The sequence below is a fragment of the Fundidesulfovibrio sp. genome, from assembly GCF_058402725.1.
Genome location: NZ_JBZVFJ010000078.1, coordinates 2,263 through 18,841, shown reverse-complemented (window position 1 = coordinate 18,841; position 16,579 = coordinate 2,263). Strand labels below are relative to the sequence as shown.

Below are 16,579 nucleotides of genomic sequence, written 5' to 3'. Positions count from 1 at the left end.
GGTCTCGGCGTCCATGCGCAGCCCGCCGCTCTCGGTGGCCTCGATGGTTCCCGGGGACGGGTGCGAGCCGGCCTTGGCGTGGGCGGCCTTGGCGGCTTGGTGTGCGGGCTTGGCGGGTTCGGCGTGATCCGCCTTCTCGGGCTGTGCTTTGGCGGATTGGGCGGCGGGCTGGGCAGCAGGCTCCTCGTCATTTTCGGGCGCGGCGGCCGAGGCCTGCATCGTGGTCGGGGGCGGCTGGTCGCCCTTGTACTGGGCGTCGATCTCCTGCACGGCCTTCTGCACCAGGAGCTGGGACATGGTGTCCAGGCCCACGCGCACGCCCTTGGACTGGGTGATGCCCAGGAACGACGTGACCTTCTCGCCGATCTCCATCTTCTCCTCGAAGTAGCCCGTGGCGGCCTGCTCGCCGGTCACGGCGTCAAGGATCTTGTAGCGCAGGCCAACCAGCCAGACCTCCGAGGCGTCGCTGGACTTGGCCGAGGCGATGGCCGCCCCGGCGGCCGTTCCCGCGGCCCTGCTGTCGGTGACGCCCGCGATGAGCGCCCCGGCGATGATGCCCAGGGTGGCGCCGTCGAACTTCTTCTGGGCGGCGGCCACGGGTTCGGCCTTGAGCACGTCGAAGCGCAGGAACCAGCGCGTGGTCTGGAAGCGGCCCTTGCGGAACTTCTTGAGGGAGTCCGGATCGCCCATGCCCACGGCCACCTGGATCTCGTTGATCAGGGGGCCGATGTCCGAGCGCTCCAGGACCTTGAAGTTGGCCTTGGAGAGCTCGATCTCGGCGAAGTCCGCGATGTTGTTCTCGGAGACCTTCTGGGTGAACGTGGCCCCGGAGGCCTTGATGCTGCCCGGCAGGACCACGATCTGCGGCCCCGGCACCGAGGCGTTGACGTATTCCACGGGCTTGTAGGCCATGGCGTCGGCCTGTTCCTTGGCGGCGTCGGACGCGGACTTGCAGCCCGATAGGGACACCACGACCAACACGACCGCCAGAAACCGCTTCATGGATGCCTCCTGCGTCGGAGGAGCCGGGACAGCGCTCGCCGGGAAAACGTTTTCTTTTTGCATACCCGCACCCTGGATTTTGGGCAAGGCGAAAGCGGGGAACGCGCATGGTCCGGCGCACGGCGCGCACGCCCCGGCAGGGGCGGCGGGCGAGGACGACTCCCGGAGCACGCGGCCGACGCGCACGCGAAAGGCCGCCCCTTCCCACATGGGAAGGGGCGGCCTTTGCGGGGTTGTCTGGCATCCACGCCCGGTCGCGGGGGCCACGGGCGGGCCGACGCGCGACCGGCGCCGCGCCTACCGGCCCATCTCGCGGATCGCCGCGCCGTAGGCCGTCTGGAGGTCCTGGAGGTACTGGGCGTCGACGGGGCCTTTCCAGGTGACCACCTCGCGGTAGCGCTTGGGAATCGTCACCTCGTCCGGGTCGAAGCCCGTGGAGAACTTCACCTTCCAGCGCAGCTTCTGCACGTTGGCGGCGGCCTGGGGCACGTTGGCGGCGGCCTCGGGGAAGCCCAGCACGTCCAGGGCCTTGGCCAGGGACTCCTCGTTGTAGGCCGAACGCGCGAAGAGGCAGGCCACCATGGAGGTCAGGGCGCAGCGCTGGCGCTCGTCCTCCACCATGAAGGAGACGGCCTTGGCCACGTCCTTGCCCTGTTCCTTCTGGTCGTAGGAGTAGCCCGCGCTGTCCAGGTGGGAGTGGCGCAGCCCCATGGCCTGGGAGACGAAGAACACCTCGCCCGTGGCGTAGCCCGCCATCTCCTGGCCCAGCACGCAGGCGTAGTCCTCTGCGTTGTAGCGCCTGGCGGCGGCCAGGGTCCCCTGGGCCAGGAGCCGCCAGAACTCGTTGGGCGGCGTGCCCAGGTGGCCCAGGGCCACGCGGTAGGCGGCCGCGTCGCCGAAGGAGAGCTTCACCAGGGTGTCCTCCTCGGTGACGGCCCCCCGCTCCAGGGCTTCGGTGGCCCAGGCCAGGGACACGCCCCCGGAGATGGCGTCCAGGCCCTGGCGCTCGATCTCGTCGAGCACGGCCAGCACGTCGGAGGCGTTGGTCATGCCCAGCATGGAGCCGGTGGCGAACACGGGCTCGTGGTCGTAGGCCACCTGGCGGTAGAGCACGTCGTTGTGCTTGGCGAACTGCTCGCGCAGCAGGCCCACGTGCACGCAGCCCACGGGACAGCCGGTGCAGGCGGTCTTGCGCAACAGAAGCTCCTTGGCGAAGGTCTCGCCGGAGATGGCCGCGATGTGCTCGTCGTCGTGGGTGGTCTGCATGTTGCGCCAGGGCAGTGCGCGCAGCTTGTTCATCACGGCCATGTTCTGGGCGGTGCCCAGGTCGTGGTACTTGGTCATCATCTCCGTGGTGGTGAGCTGCATGTGGATGTCCTTGTAGAGGGCGGCGAAGGCCTTGCCCTCCGGCGCGGGCATGGCCGACGCGCCCTCCACCAGGATGGCCTTGAGGTTCTTGGAGCCCATGACGGCCCCGGCCCCCAGGCGTCCGAAGTGGCGGTAGGAGTCCACGTTGATGCAGGCCATGGCCGAGAGGTTCTCGCCCGCCGGGCCGATGCGCAGGATGGAGCGGTGGCCCGCCGCGCTCCTGCGCATCTTGCGCAGCATCTTGCCGGTGGTGAACACGTCCAGGCCCTTGAGGTAGTGGGTGTCCTGCAGCTCGAAGTGGCGGATGCCCGCGGAGAGGGCCGAGAGCGTGGGCGCGCGCCCCCGGATCACCAGGGCGTCGATGTGCGCGAAGCGCAGCGACAGGGCGAGACGCCCCCCGGCGAGCGGATCACACTCGAGATCGCCGACGCCGGCGTGGGACTCCGCGAAGCGCTCGTTGTAGGGCGACTTGAAGCCGCAGACGGTCTTGCTCATCATGGGGAAGCACCCGGTGAGGGGGCCGATGGCGAAGATCAGCGGCTGGGCCGGGTCCAGGGCCGGAAGCTCCGGGCGGCCGAACTCGGCGTAGAGCGCGGCGGCCAGGCCCGAGCCGCCCAGCACCTGGCGCTTGTCTCCGAAACGGCGGTATTCGCCCTTGCCGGTGGCCAGGTCGGCCAGGAGCACGCGAAAGGTGTAATCAGCCGGCATGGGGGGCCTCCTGGGGGGCGGCGGGCGCGGTTTCCGGCGCGGCCTCCGACGGGGTCGGGGCGGGGTCCTCGTGGGGGGAGTCGATGAGCTCCAGGCAGCCCAGGGGGCAGAAAGGCACGCAGCGCCCGCAGTGGATGCACACGTAAGGGAGCCTGGTCTCCGGCTCGATGAAGATCGCGTCCACGGGGCAGGCCTCGGCGCAGGCCCCGCAGGCGATGCACAGGGACTTGTCCACCTTCACGCCGCCGGACCTGCGCTGGGTGTAGGCGCCCGTGGGGCAGGCCCTGGCGCAGGGCGCGGGGTCGCAGGCCAGGCAGGCCCTGGCCTCGAATCCGGTGGAGATGCCCCCGGACGAGACGATGCGGATGCCCGCCGTGGACCAGGAGATTTTCTGGTGCACCAGGCGCGCGCAGGCCAGCGAGCAGGACTGGCAGCCGATGCAGCGCTCGATGCGCGTGGCTCGCAGGATTTTCATGGGTCGCTCCGATTGGTTTTCTCAGGTTGTCCTAGGCCAGGGGCGGGGGAACGTCAATGCGCGGCAGGCCTGGCTCACGTTGACGCCCCCGGGGAAAAGCCGCTAGAGTGGCGAGGACCTGCATGGCCCCCACCGGAGGTACCGTCCATGAACCTTGCCCGCGCCCTCGTCCTCGGCTTCTGCCTCGCCTCGCTCGCCGCCTGCGCGAGCCCCCCCTACGCGAGCCCGGGCGTGGACCGCGCCACGGCCATGGCCGACTACCAGGACTGCTACTCCAAGGGCTGCCTGGCCCACTTCACCCCGGAGCTCAAGGCCAGCGCCAACAAGACGGCGCGCGCCTGCATGAAGGAGCGCGGCTACACCGAAACCGGCACGTTCCCCTGGTGGTAGGGGAAGCGCCCTGACATCGAGAGGCTTCCCATCGCCAGCAAAGCCCAAGGAAACGTCGAAGGCCTCAAGCCCAGCCAGCTCAAGGCCCTGGAACGCCTCTACACCCGGCGCTACCCCGCCCAGGGCGGCTACACCCTGGACCAGGCCCGCGAACTGGCCGCGCTCTCCCACGGCGTCGGCCGCCAGCTGGGCCTGCTCATCGACCGCAAGGGCCGCCCGGAGATGGTGCTGGTGGGCGAGCCCCACGCCATCTTCATCCCGGAGCTGCCCCGCGCGCGCCTGGGCCAGGGACGCTTGCGCGGCCTGCGCCTTTTGCACACCCACCTGCACGACGCCGGGCTCGACCAGGAAGACCTCACCGACATGCTCTTCCTGCGCCTGGACTCCGTGGCAGCCCTCACCGTGGACAACATGGCCTCCCCGGCGCGCCTGCACCTGGCGCACCTGGTCCCCAAGCCGCCCCAGGACGGCGCGGGCAAGCCCTGGACCATCCTGCCCCCCGTGCCCTGGGAGCGCTCCGAGACCGACTTCGCCGCCCTCACCCAGGCCCTGGAGGACGAGTTCGCCCGCCTGGACCAGCCCGTTGCCGGGGAATCCGAGTCCGGCCGCTCGGGCCGCGCCGTGCTGGTGAGCGTGGGCAGCGCCCCGCGGCTGGACCTGGAGGCCTCCATGGACGAGCTGGAGGCCCTGGCGCGCACGGCCGGGCTCACCATCACCGGCCGGGTGGTGCAGCGCGTGGCCCAGGTGAACCCGCGCACCATCATCGGCAAGGGCAAGCTCTCGGAGCTGGAGATCATGGCCCTCTCCGCGGGCGCGGCGGTGCTGCTCTTCGACGGCGAGCTCACCCCGGCCCAGATGCGCACCCTGGCCGACCTGACCGAACGCAAGATCCTGGACCGCACCCAGCTCATCCTGGACATCTTCGCCCAGCGGGCCACCTCGCGCTCGGGCAAGCTCCAGGTGGAGATGGCCCAGCTCAAGTACACGCTGCCCCGGCTGGTGGGGAAGAACCCGGCCATGAGTCGGCTCATGGGCGGCATCGGCGGGCGCGGACCCGGCGAGACCAAGCTGGAGATGGACCGCCGCCGCGTGCGCGAGCGCATCACGCGCATCAAGCGCGAGCTGGCCGACCTGCGCAAGCAGCGCGCCCAGGTGCGCGACCGCCGCGCCAAGGCGGGCCTGCCCATCGTGAGCCTGGTGGGCTACACCAACGCGGGCAAGTCCACCCTGCTCAACACCCTCACGCGCTCCGAGGTGCTGGCCGAGGACAAGCTCTTCGCCACCCTGGACCCCGTGAGCCGCCGCCTGCGCTTCCCCGAGGAGCGCGAACTGGTGCTCACCGACACCGTGGGCTTCATCCGCGAGCTGCCCAAGGAACTCAAGGAGGCCTTCCAGGCCACCCTGGAGGAACTCGAGAGCGCCGACCTGCTCATCCTGGTGGCCGACGCCTCCCACCCGGAGCTGATGGCCCAGGTGGACGCCGTGGAATCCATCCTGGCCGGGATGGAGCTCGACCGCATCCCCCGCCTGCTGGCCCTCAACAAGTGGGACGCCATGGACGACGAGCAGCGCGCCTGGGCGACCCAGCGCTACCCCGAGGGCATCCCCCTGAGCGCCCGCGACCGCGCGACGCTGGAACCCCTGGTGGAGGCCATCGTGGCCCGCGTGGACTGGCGCTAGCCCAGGCGTCCCCCTGATCCTCCGCGCGCCGCGCGCCCCTCAGCCCGAAAGAACCGAGGCGACCGCCCGGTCGCGCCCCTGCCGCTTGGCCTCGTAGAGGTTGGCGTCCGCCGCCCGGAGCAGGCTCTCCGGTTCCATGCCCGGCGCGGGCACGCACGTTGCCGCGCCCACGCTCACGGTCACCACCCCGGCGGTGGGGCTTTTGCCGTGGGCGATGGCCAGTTCCGCCACGGCGGCGCGCAGTTTCCCGGCCACCAGCCCGGCCTGGGAGGCCCCGAGGCCCGGGAACACCAGGGCGAACTCCTCTCCGCCGTAGCGCGCGGCCAGGTCTCCGGACTGACGGACCCGCCCGGCCAGGGCCTGGGCCACGCGGCGCAGGCAGTCGTCGCCCTGGAGGTGTCCCAGGTGGTCGTTGAAGGCCTTGAAGTGGTCCACGTCCGCCAGGGCCAGGGTCAGGGGAGCGGCGGCGCGCAGGGCGCGGCCCCATTCGGCGAGGAACACCGCGTCGAACTTGCGGCGGTTGGCGATGCCCGTAAGCCCGTCGCATTCGCTCAGGCGCTGGAGCTTGTCGTTGGCGTCGGAGAGTTCCAGCGTGCGTTCGCGCACCTGGCGCTCCAGGTCGTGGCTGTAGGCCTCGCGCAGGCGTTCGGCCTGCTTCTGGGCCGTGACGTCGTGCAGGATGCCCTGATAGCCCACGACCTGTCCGTTGGCGTCGCGGCGCAGGCCCGCAGCCAGGATGGCCTCGATGCGCTCGCCGTCCTTGCGGCGAAGCGCCACTTCGAAGCCGCGCACGAAGCCGTCCTGCACGAGGGCGTTCTGCAGGCTCTCGCGCTGGAAGCCGTCCACGTAGAGATCGCGGAAATTGATGGCCAGCAGCTCCTGGCGCGTGTAGCCCAGCACCGCCAGGCAGGCGGGGTTGGCGTCCACCACGCGGCCTTCGGGCGTGGTGAGCACGACGAGGTCGCTCGCGTCCTCGAACACGCTGCGGTAGCGCTGCTCGCTGGCCGCCAGGCTGGCGTAGAGCTTGGCGTTCTCGATGGAGACGGCCGCCTGGCCCGCCAGCATCCGCACGGTCTGGGCGCGCTCCACGGGGAACACGCCGGGGTTGAGGTTGTTCTCCAGGTAGAGCACGCCGCTCAGGCGGTTGCGGGCCAGAAGCGGCACGCAGAGCACCGAGCGCACGCCCAGACGCCGCACGTGGGGATCCTGGCGGAAGGTGGGATGGGCCAGGGCGTCGTGCAGGGCCACTTCCTGGAGGCTGCGGATGACGAAGCGCACGATGGCCTCGGAGACCAGGGTCGAGCCCTCCAGTGGGGCCGCGTCCAGGGAGGATGATTCCCGGGCCACCGTGGCCGAGGCGGCCACGGACCAGTCGTCCTCGCCGGGCAGCAGGAGGAAGCCGCGCTCGGCCCCGGCGTTTTCGATGACGCTGTCCATGATCACCCGCAGCAGGGAGTCCAGGTGGATCTCCCGGGAGATGGCCTGGGTGGCCTTGAGGATGCTCCCCACGTCGATCACGCTCGATGCGCCGGCGAGGTAGAAGTGCTGCTCGCTGGCGGGGCGCGGGGTGTGGGTGGCCGAGGCCGCGCGCTCTTCCCCGGCCTGGAGCGCGTCCAGCTCCTGGCGCAGGCGGTGGACCTTGGCGTGCGCGCCCCAGCGGTAGTAGTTGAAGCTCGCGTCCTCCAGGCAGGCCTTGGCGGCCTCGCGGTCGCCCCCGAGAAGATGAAGCGCGGCGGCGCGCTCGCGGGCCAGGGCCACGCCCTGGGGGTGGGCGTGGGCGCGGGCTGCGTCGGCCGACTCCTCGCAGAGGGCCAGGGCGTCCTGGCGGCGGCCTTCCTGGCGGGCCAGTTCGGCCGCGAGCAGGCGCTCCTGCCAGGCAAAGTTGACGGGGCAGTTGCGCGCCCACACGGCGAACTCGGCCAGTGCCTCTTCCAGCCGCCGGGCCAGGACCGGGCGCGAAAGGCCCGCGCCCTGGCCGTCCTCGTCCGCGAGCAGCCGGGCGGCGGCCATGGCCCGGCAGAAGCTGAAGACGGTGGTCTCGTAGAGGATGGGGATGTAGCGCATCCATCCGGCGTGAGCCTCGGCCAGCCTCCAGGCCTCGCGGGGCTCCCCGAAGAGCAGCAGCAGCTGGAGCTTGGCCGTGAGGTAGTAGGCCAGCCCGTGCCCGAAGAGGGATTCGGGGCGCTGCCACAGCTCCAGCTGGGCCTCTTCGTCGACCCCTTCGTCGCCCAGGGAGTGGGGGTCCGGCCGGTCTCCCTTGAGGTTGCGCAGGAAAAGGCCGCAGAAGCGCTCGCTCATGAGGAAGGGCGAACCGCGCTTGGCGTAGAAGGCCACGCTGATCTCGTTCTCCTCCAGGGCCTTGTCCACTGTGTCGGCGGCCAGCACTGTCTTGGGGATCATGGTGCGGGCGTAGCCCGCGAAGACGAGGTTTCCGTTGTCGATGCCGTACTGGTAGGCCCGCTTGTACATCTCGATCTGCTCGGCCAGGGGCTGGAACCAGTGCATGGCGCACACGGCGTGCAGGAAGGTGATCTGGGCCCGGATGCGCGGATTGGGGAAGCGCTCCACCAGGCTCAGGGCCAGAAGGCCCAGCTCGTAGGCGCTGCGGTAGTCCTGGTGCTCCTGGACGATGACCACCGTGGCCCAGGCGAAGCCGATGGCCGAGAGGGCGTTGTGGCCGTGGCGCATGGAGCGCGTGACCACCTCCATGACCAGATGGGGGAAGAGCGTGGGCACGGCGATGTAGGCCCCGTCGGTGAGGATGGCCAGGAGCCGGATGACGCTGTCCTGCTCCCGGTCTTCCACGCCGGGGATCTCGATGAGCTCCGCGATGGGGCGTCCGCCCAGGAGCCGGGCGTAGTCGCGCATCTGGCGCGCGAAGCGCTCCTGAAGGGCGGCCGCGTCGTCCGCGCCGGGGATGCCTTCTCCGAAGAGGGCCAGGGCGTCGCGGGCGATGTCCATCATCTCGTTGTATTTGCCCAGCTGGTTGTACTGGATGATCTTCTGGAGGAAGACCTCCACCTTGTCGAAGCGGTCGCCGGTCCGGGCCAGGGCCTCGTCGAGCAGGGCCTCGGCGCTGGCGAAGTCTCCCAGCAGGAAGAGCACGTCGGCCTGCTCGCGCACGACCTCCAGCATGGCGCGCGGGCGGCTCCGCCAGGCGTCGGCGGGCAGGAGCGAGGCGGCCACGCGGAAGTGGCGCAGGGCGGGCTCGTAGGCGGTGGAGGCCTTGGCCTTGCGCCCGGCGTGGAGGTTGAGCTCCATGAGCGAGAGGCGCTCGGCCGGGTCTTCCACCAGGTCCAGGGCCGCGTTGAAGTGTGCGGTCACGTCGAAGATGGCCTCGTCGAGCCTCGTCTGGCCCACGTGGCGCAGGAGCAGCCGACCGATGCGCAGGTGCAGGGGCGCGACGTCCTCCCGGGCGATGAGCGAATAGGCCGCCTGCTGCACGCGGTCGTGCAGGAAGCGGAAGGTGTTCCCCGAGGGGATCACCAGCCCGGCCTGAAGGGCCGCCCAGAGGGCCTCGCTGGTCTCGGCCGGGGTCTTCTCGCGCACGGCGGCCAGCATGGCCAGCTCGAAGCGGTTGCCGATGCAGGCGGCCAGCTGGAGGGCCTGGCGGGCCTGGCCGTCCATGCGGGCGATGCGCCCGGCCATGAGGTCCACCACGTTGTCGGTGAGGCCCATGGCGCGGATGCCCTCCATGTCCCAGAGCCAGCGGCCGCCCGCCTCGTCCAGGCGGAAGTGGCCCCGGCCGTGCAGCTCCTTGAGCATCTGGGAGACGAAGAAGGGGTTGCCGCCGGTCTTGTCCTGGATCAGGCGGGTGAGCTCCTCCACGTCGCGGGGGGCGCGGTGCAGGGTGTCGGCCACAAGCAGGCGCAGGTCCTCGAAGCCCAGAGGCGCGAGGGTGACGCCCTCCACCGGGAAGCCGGTCTCCTGGATGGCCCGGATGCAGAGCGTGAGGGGGTGGCCGGGGGAGACCTCGTTGTCGCGGTAGGCCCCGATCAGGAGCAGGCAGAGGGGTTCGCGGCTTCCGGCCAGGGCGCGCAGGAGGTTGAGCGAGGGGGCGTCGGCCCACTGGAGGTCGTCCAGGAAGATCACCAGGGGGTGTTCGCGGCGCGCGAAGACGCCCAGGAAGCGCTGCAGGCACATCACGAAGCGGTTCTGGGCCTCGGTGGGCCCCAGGTCGGGCACTGGGGGCTGGGGGCCCATCACGTGCTCCAGTTCCGGAATCACCTCCAGGATCACCTGGGCGTTGCCCCCCAGGGCATCGAGCAGGGCCTTGCGCCAGCGGACCACCAGGGCTTCGGGCTCCGAGAGCACCTGCTGGGCGAGCTGGCGGAAGGCCTGGATGAAGGCGGAGAAAGGGATGTCGCGCTGGAACTGGTCGTGCTTGCCGGAGATGAAGCGTCCGCGCTGGCGGGTGAGCCCCTTGTGCACCTCGCCCACCAGGGCGGTCTTGCCGATGCCCGAATACCCGCCCACCAGCAAAAGCTCCGCCGCGCCCCCGGCCACGCGCTCGAAGCTGGCGAGGAGGCGGGCCACCTCGCCCGACCGGCCGTAGATTTTCTGGGTCACCTGGAAGCGGCGCGACACGTCGCGGCTGCCCAGCTTCACGTCCAGGAGGCTTTCCCCCGCCGCCCAGGCGGCGCGCAGGGACTCCAGGTCGTGGCGCAGGCCTGCGGCGCTCTGGTAGCGGTCCTCGGCCATCTTCTCCAGAAGGCGGCGGGTGATCTCCGAGAGGGGCTGCGGCGTGCGGGGGGCGATCTCCCGGGGCGGCGCGGGGCGGCGCGCGATGTGGGCGTGCACCAGCTCCAGGGGATCGCGCGAGGAGAAGGGCAGCTCGCCCGTGAGCATCCTGTAAAAGCACACGCCCAGGGAGTAGAGGTCGGAGCGGCTGTCCACGCCCCGGTTCATCCGTCCGGTCTGCTCGGGGGAGACGTAGTGCAGGTTGCCCTCGATCTGGTCCGGGTTGCCCGGCTCGTGCACCTCGCCGTCGATGAGCGAGGACATGCCGAAGTCCGTGAGCTTCACCTCGCCGGTTTCGGGGTTGATGAGGAAGTTGCCCAGGTGCACGTCCTTGTGGACGATGCGCTCCTCGTGGAGCTGGGCCAGGGCCTCGACCATCTGCACGGCGACGTCCAGGAACTCGCCGGGCTCCATGGCGCGGCCCTCCAGGTGGCGGGCCATGTCGTGCGCGCCGAAGTCCTCCTCCACGATGGCGTAGCTCGCGCGGTGCTGGACGAGGTCGTGCACCTTGATCACCCGGGAGCGCTCCAGGGAGGCGAGCAGGTCGTACTCGTGCTGGAAGCGCAGGTTCTCGCGGATGGAGATGTCGGGGCTTGCGGGGATCTTGAGCACCACCGGCAGCGCGTCGGCCACGCGGCGGGCGCGGTACACCTGGCTGTTGGGCCCCTGGTAGAGCAGTTCGCCCGTCTGGAAGCCGGCAATGGAGATCATACGGCACGTCGCTTTGCTGGTCTTCCGGGTGCTCCGGGGCCTGGCCCCGGGACAGCGCGGAGATGGTCCGCAGGGCGCAGGGCGGCCCCGCAAGGGATGTGGCGCCAAGCCGCCCGGGGGACGGAAAACGAAACTCCCCCCGGCAAGGTCGATAAGCCCAAACCGGATTGCCTTCAAGCCTCGCGGCGCTCCGGCAACGAATCGACACGCGCGGTTCGCCCCGACGAACCCTTGCGCGAAAGGGGCCTGAACATCTATCGTCCGTTCACGCTTCGCGTCCCGGATGCGCCGTCCTGCCGCGCGGGCGGTCCGGGGGAGCAAGAGCGCAACTCCAAAGCGCCGAGGAGGCCATCACGCCATGCCCAGTCTGAAAGGAACAAAGACCGAGACGAACCTGCTGAAGTCCTTCGCCGGCGAAAGCCAGGCGCGCAACCGCTACACCTATTTCTCCGCCGCCGCCCGCAAGGAGGGCTTCGTGCAGATCGCCGACATCTTCGAGGAGACCGCCAACCAGGAGAAGGAGCACGCCAAGCGCTTCTTCAGGTTCCTGGAGGGCGGCGACCTGGAGATCACCGCCACGTTCCCCGCCGGGACCATCGGGACCACGGCCGCCAACCTGCTGGCTTCGGCCATGGGCGAGCACGAGGAGCACAGCGACATGTACCCCGGCTTCGCGGCCCAGGCGCGCGCCGAGGGCTTCCAGGAGATCGCGGCCGTGTGGGACGCCGTGTCCGTGGCCGAGAAGCAGCACGAGAAGCGCTTCCGCGACCTGCTGGCCAACCTGGAGGCCGGGCGCGTGTTCAAGCGCGAGCAGCCCGTCACGTGGCGCTGCCGCAACTGCGGCTACCTGCACACCGGCGAGGAGGCCCCGGGGTGCTGCCCCGCCTGCGTGCATCCCCAGGCCTTCTTCGAGCTTCTGGGCGAAAACTGGTAGCCTTCGTTCCCAGCCCGCTTTCCTGCGCCGGGCCGATTCCCCTGGGGATCGGCCCGGCGCGATCGTTGCGGGGGGGCTCGCCCCTGGAATTCCGAAAAACGTCAAACCAATTCCGACCGACACGGCCGGATTCATTGCCAATGCCGGGGTTCCCTGCTAACAGGGACATCATGGAAAAACTCCATGCCGCAGGAAACAGAAGGTGTCCACGATGTCTCACCCCGCCGGTTCCGATCAGCAAAGCCTCTTCCATGCCGCGCTCCTCGAATGCATCAACATGGATTTTTCCCACCTGGACAAGGCCCTGCGGCAGATCGTCCTCTCCGACGCCAAGGTGACCGGCGCGGCCCGGGTGAGCGTCTGGCTCTACGACGAACAGCGCTCGGGCATCACCTGCCGCATGCAGTACGTGAAGGGCGGTGGGGAGCCTGTGGAAACCGGCGTGTTCCTGCCCACGGACAGCTACCCGGCCTATTTCGAGGCCGTTGAGAGCTCCCGGGTGGTGGCCGCCGACGACGCGCAGAACGACCCCAGGACCGCCGAACTCGGCGGCTACCTCCGCGAATACGGCATCCGCTCCCTGTTGGACGTGGCCGTGCGCAGCCAGGGCCGCAACCTGGGAGTGCTCTGCCACGAGCACCTCGGCCCGGCCAGGGCGTGGACCACCCGGGACATGGAGTTCGCCGTCTCCATGGCCGACATGGTCTCCCTGGCCCTGGAGATGGACCTGCGGCGCAAGGCCGAAAGCCGCCTGAGCGCGGCCCTGGAACAGTTCTCCACCCTGGCCCGCACCGCCGGGGACGCCATCATCACCATCGACGGCCGGGGCAACGTCTCCTTCTGGAACCAGGGAGCCCAGAAGCTCTTCGGCCGCGACGCCGGGCACATGATGGGACGCCCGCTCATGGAGATCATGCCGGAGCGCTTCCGGGAACTGCACAGGCAGGGGTTCGAGGCGTTCAGGACCTCCGGCCTGCTGCGCCACGCGGGCGAGGTGCTGGAGCTTGCGGCCCTGGACCACAACGGCAGGGAGTTCCCGGTGGAGCTCACCCTGGCCTCCTGGGAGGCCGGGGGGGAGTGCTTCGTCACGGGCATCGTGCGCGACATCACCGAGCGCAAGACGGCCGAAGCGGCCCTGCGCGACGCCAACGAGAAGCTCGAAGCCCGCGTGCTCGAGCGCACGCGCGCCCTCGACCTGGCCCTGGAAGACCTGGCCAGCGCCAAGCAGCAGCTTCAGCTCATCCTCGACGGCGCGGGGGAGGGCATCCTCGGCATCGACAGGCACGGCCTGATCGGCTTTGCCAACCCCGCCGCCTGCCAGATGGTGGGCTACGCTCCCGACGACCTCCTGGGCAGGAGCCCGCACCGGATGCTGCACCACACGCGCGCGGACGGCAAGGCCAACCCCGCGGACCAGTGCCGCGTTGCGGAGACCCTCAAGGACGGCGAGCGCCGCTCCTCCAGCGAGGAGGTGTTCTACCGCTCCGACGGCTCCCACTTCCCGGTGGAATACAACGTGGCCCCGCTCCAGAGCGGCACCGGCATCCACGGCGCGGTGATGGTGTTCAAGGACATCACGGAGCGCAAGCGGCACGAGGCCGTGCTCAAGCACCAGGCCTTCCACGACGCGCTCACGGGCCTGCCCAACCGGGCCATGCTCCTGGAGCGGCTGCGCAAGGCCCTCGACAGGGTGCGCAAGGCGCAAAGCCCCGGCCTGTGCCTGATGTATCTGGACCTGGACGACTTCAAGCTGGTCAACGACAGCCTGGGCCACACCCTGGGAGACGAGCTGCTGGTGCAGTTCGCCACGCGCCTCTCGGGCAGGCTGCCCGGCAACGCCCTCATGGCCCGCCTGGGCGGCGACGAGTTCGCCGTCCTGGTGGAAGACGCCGGGGACGAGGCGAGCGTCCTGTCCCTCGCCCGGCAGTTGCTCGCCAGGCTCTCGGGGCCGATGTCCGTCCGGGACTACCGGCTCTACGTCAGCGCCTGCATCGGCATGGTCTCGGGCTGCCGTGGGTACGACACGCCTGAGGACATCCTGCGCGACGCCGACACGGCCATGTACAAGGCCAAAACGCGGGGCAAGGGCGAACTGATGCTCTTCGACAGCCCCATGCACGAGGAGGCGCGCAAACGCCTGGACATCGAGACGGGCCTGCGCCACGCGGTGCGGCAGGGAGCCTTCGAGCTGCACTACCAGCCCCTCTTCCGCCTGAAGGACGCGCGCTTCGCGGGGTTCGAAGCCCTGATCCGCTGGCCCGACCCCAAGGGCGGCGGCCTCATCCCGCCCATGAGCTTCATCCCCGTGGCCGAACAGACCGGGCTCATCTCCCCCATCGGCGACTGGGTGCTCCGCCAGGCCTGCCGGGACATCGCGACCTGGCGCGAGGCCCATCCCTCCCTGGACCGCTTCTTCGTGGCCGTGAACCTCTCCGGCAGGCAGTTCCTGGAGCCCGGCCTCGCCCGCTCCATCACGGAAGTGATCCGGACCAGCGGCGTGGCCCCGGGCCGGCTCAAGCTGGAAATCACCGAGACCGAAGTGATGCAGAACCCGGACGTGGGCATCCAGGTGCTCACCGAGCTCAAGAGCGCCGGACTCTCCCTGTTCGTGGACGACTTCGGCACAGGCTATTCCTCGCTCAGCTACCTGCGCCGCCTGCCCATCGACGGCCTCAAGGTGGACCGCTCCTTCGTCGCCGCCATGATCGAGGACAAGGCCAGCCTGGCCATCGTGCGCGCCGTGGTGGACCTGGCGCGCAACATGGACCTCACCGTGGTGGCCGAGGGCGTGGAGACCCGGGAACAGCACGACGCCCTGCAGGGCCTCGGCTGCGACCTGGGCCAGGGCTGGCTGTACTCGCGCCCGCTTGGCCCCGCTGCGGCCGCAGCCTACCTGGAGGGCATCGCGCGCACGCAGGGGACCTGAGCCGTGCGCCGGGCCTCGGGCGGACAAGAGGCCAGCCGGAAAGGCCCGTCGGCGGGGAGCTAAGCCGCGCCCACGCTTTCGGAACACGCCCGGACGGGCGGGCGGACGCTCTTTCCGACGGCCGGGGAATCTGCTAGCCATGCCTGCGAGACCCAAAGGGCGCGCAGGAAGCCGGGCCGAAGGCGCGCCAGAGGAACCCGTCATGAGCACACTCCAGGTTTACGTCCCCATGGTTTGGGCCGAACGCGTCACCATGGCGCTCCGGGAGATCCCGCCGATCCGGGACAAGGTGTCCCTGAAGCGCCACGGCGCGCTGGACCTCGCCACGCTGCGCTGCTTCTTCATGGAGTTCCACGGATCGAGCATGACCGCGCGCTTCCCGCTCATGTACCCTCTTTCGGGATACAGATATCACCCGCTCTACGCCCCGCAGCTCCCGCTGCACCAACTGCGCGGCGTGGACTGGATCATGCTGGGCCGCAGGACCGACGAGTTCACGGCCTGGGTTGTCGCCTATCTGGCGGCCAATCCCCGAGACGTCGTGTCCCTGCTCGCCTACGACAGGCTCACCGGCGCGCTCGGCAGGGAACGCGTCCGGGGCGACGTCCCGGTTACCACGCGCAAGATCGCCTCCTTCACCAACCACGAGGACGTGGTGAAGCGCAAGGACAAGCTCCTGAGCCACGACGAAGCCGGATGGGACAAGACCGGATACAGCCAGATCCACGACAAGCTGCACTTCGCCCTGCCCTTCATCGAGCGCCACTTTCCTGGCAAGCCCCGCAACGTCCTGGACATCGGCTGCGGCCTGGGCCAGACCACCCGCACCCTGGGCCGGATGTACCCCGAAAGCAGCGTGGTGGGCACGGACTGGTCCCTGGACTCCCTTGAGATCGCCCAACACCACTTCGACCTGCCCAACGTGCGCTTCCTGCGGGCCGATTTCCAGGCAATGCCCTTCAAGGATCGCACCTTCGACCTGATCATCTCCTTCAGCGCCCTGAACATCGCGGCCGACCAGCGCCTCGCGGCCCAGGAGACCTTCCGCATGCTCGCGCCCGGCGGGCTCTTCGTCTCGGCCACCCTGGCGGAGGACGGCTTCCACTTCTGGAACTTCCCCTCCAGCCTGGCCTGGCCCACCCACAGCGACCTCTCCCTGCCCGACTGGTTCGACGTGGCCGCCGCCCACGGGCTGGGCTGCGAGCTCGCGCCCTGGGTCCGCTACGGGGCCAACTTCTTCCAGCCCGAGCAGCAACGCCTGGAAGGCCATTTCCATCGTGTGGTCGAGCACCTGAACCAGAACCCGCCCGAATCCTACAGGCCCTGCATCCCGGCGGCCATCCTGGCAGCCAGCTCCAGCATCCCGGCCGAGATACCCACGGCCTACCGCCCGGGGCCCCACGCGGACCGCATCGAGGCCATCGTCCGCTCGGCGGGCGAGGAGCCCGACGTGGTCTGGGACGCCGCCGCCTTTGCCTGGAGCGACATCGCCTCCTGCTCCATGCAGCTCGCGCCCGAGGCCAAGCCCTTCCTCCAGGCCTGCCTGCCCGGCGCGGCCCCGGTGCTGCAAGAGTTTCTCACCATCTTGTAGCGCGCCGGGCGTCTCCCGGGGCGCCCATCGTCCTTCGGCCCGAGACGGCCTTGG

Annotated in this window: 9 protein-coding genes; 5 read left to right on the top strand and 4 right to left on the bottom strand. The window is 70.0% G+C overall.

Annotation, left to right across the window (positions count from 1 at the left end; all coding sequences use genetic code 11):
• The 3 genes from ACV4UX_RS11435 to ACV4UX_RS11425 form a co-directional block, all read right to left on the bottom strand.
• Nucleotides 1-1,002 (bottom strand): hypothetical protein (locus ACV4UX_RS11435; RefSeq protein ID WP_491593409.1); only part of this gene is annotated, 1,002 nt, incomplete at its 3' end.
• Nucleotides 1,003-1,299: 297 nt separating this feature from the next.
• Nucleotides 1,300-3,078 (bottom strand): aldehyde ferredoxin oxidoreductase N-terminal domain-containing protein, encoded by a 1,779-nt coding sequence (locus ACV4UX_RS11430; RefSeq protein ID WP_491593408.1) that lies wholly within the window; start codon nt 3,076-3,078, stop codon nt 1,300-1,302.
• Complete coding sequence (locus tag ACV4UX_RS11425; RefSeq protein ID WP_491593407.1) at nt 3,068-3,553, bottom strand: 4Fe-4S binding protein; 486 nt, start codon at nt 3,551-3,553, stop codon at nt 3,068-3,070. Before ACV4UX_RS11425 ends, ACV4UX_RS11430 begins: the two co-directional genes overlap by 11 nt.
• A gap of 147 nt (nt 3,554-3,700) precedes the next feature.
• Between ACV4UX_RS11425 and ACV4UX_RS11420 the strand changes: the two genes are divergently transcribed.
• Entirely contained in the window at nt 3,701-3,943 is a 243-nt protein-coding gene (locus tag ACV4UX_RS11420; protein WP_491593406.1) for a hypothetical protein, read from the top strand.
• Nucleotides 3,944-4,165: 222 nt separating this feature from the next.
• A complete protein-coding gene (gene hflX / locus ACV4UX_RS11415; protein WP_491593405.1) occupies nt 4,166-5,623 on the top strand; it encodes a GTPase HflX in 1,458 nt (485 codons plus the stop codon).
• A gap of 39 nt (nt 5,624-5,662) precedes the next feature.
• Here the strand turns inward: hflX and ACV4UX_RS11410 are convergent, their stop codons facing one another.
• Nucleotides 5,663-11,074, bottom strand: coding sequence for an AAA family ATPase (locus tag ACV4UX_RS11410; RefSeq protein ID WP_491593404.1), 5,412 nt, complete (start codon nt 11,072-11,074; stop codon nt 5,663-5,665).
• Between the two features lie 358 nt (nt 11,075-11,432).
• Here ACV4UX_RS11410 and rbr point away from each other — a divergent pair, with 358 nt between their 5' ends.
• The 3 genes from rbr to ACV4UX_RS11395 all read left to right on the top strand — a co-directional run bounded on the left by rbr (nt 11,433) and on the right by ACV4UX_RS11395 (nt 16,525).
• Nucleotides 11,433-12,008 carry a rubrerythrin gene (gene rbr / locus ACV4UX_RS11405; RefSeq protein ID WP_491593403.1) on the top strand — a complete coding sequence of 192 codons (576 nt, stop codon included), beginning with the start codon at nt 11,433-11,435 and terminating at the stop codon, nt 12,006-12,008.
• Nucleotides 12,009-12,219: 211 nt separating this feature from the next.
• Nucleotides 12,220-14,934: a bifunctional diguanylate cyclase/phosphodiesterase gene (locus ACV4UX_RS11400; RefSeq protein ID WP_491593410.1), complete on the top strand. Its 2,715-nt coding sequence runs from the start codon at nt 12,220-12,222 to the stop codon at nt 14,932-14,934.
• 202 nt (nt 14,935-15,136) lie between these two features.
• Nucleotides 15,137-16,525: a class I SAM-dependent methyltransferase gene (locus ACV4UX_RS11395; RefSeq protein WP_491593402.1), complete on the top strand. Its 1,389-nt coding sequence runs from the start codon at nt 15,137-15,139 to the stop codon at nt 16,523-16,525.
• The last annotated feature ends 54 nt before the right edge of the window (nt 16,526-16,579 follow it).

What these genes read in the sequence shown, in the direction of transcription:
- ACV4UX_RS11430 (WP_491593408.1), bottom strand. Translation starts at nt 3,078, where the DNA reads ATGCCGGCTGATTACACCTTTCGCGTGCTCCTGGCCGACCTGGCCACC.
- ACV4UX_RS11425 (WP_491593407.1), bottom strand. Translation starts at nt 3,553, where the DNA reads ATGAAAATCCTGCGAGCCACGCGCATCGAGCGCTGCATCGGCTGCCAG.
- ACV4UX_RS11420 (WP_491593406.1), top strand. Translation starts at nt 3,701, where the DNA reads ATGAACCTTGCCCGCGCCCTCGTCCTCGGCTTCTGCCTCGCCTCGCTC.
- hflX (WP_491593405.1), top strand. Translation starts at nt 4,166, where the DNA reads ATGGTGCTGGTGGGCGAGCCCCACGCCATCTTCATCCCGGAGCTGCCC.
- ACV4UX_RS11410 (WP_491593404.1), bottom strand. Translation starts at nt 11,074, where the DNA reads ATGATCTCCATTGCCGGCTTCCAGACGGGCGAACTGCTCTACCAGGGG.
- rbr (WP_491593403.1), top strand. Translation starts at nt 11,433, where the DNA reads ATGCCCAGTCTGAAAGGAACAAAGACCGAGACGAACCTGCTGAAGTCC.
- ACV4UX_RS11400 (WP_491593410.1), top strand. Translation starts at nt 12,220, where the DNA reads ATGTCTCACCCCGCCGGTTCCGATCAGCAAAGCCTCTTCCATGCCGCG.
- ACV4UX_RS11395 (WP_491593402.1), top strand. Translation starts at nt 15,137, where the DNA reads ATGAGCACACTCCAGGTTTACGTCCCCATGGTTTGGGCCGAACGCGTC.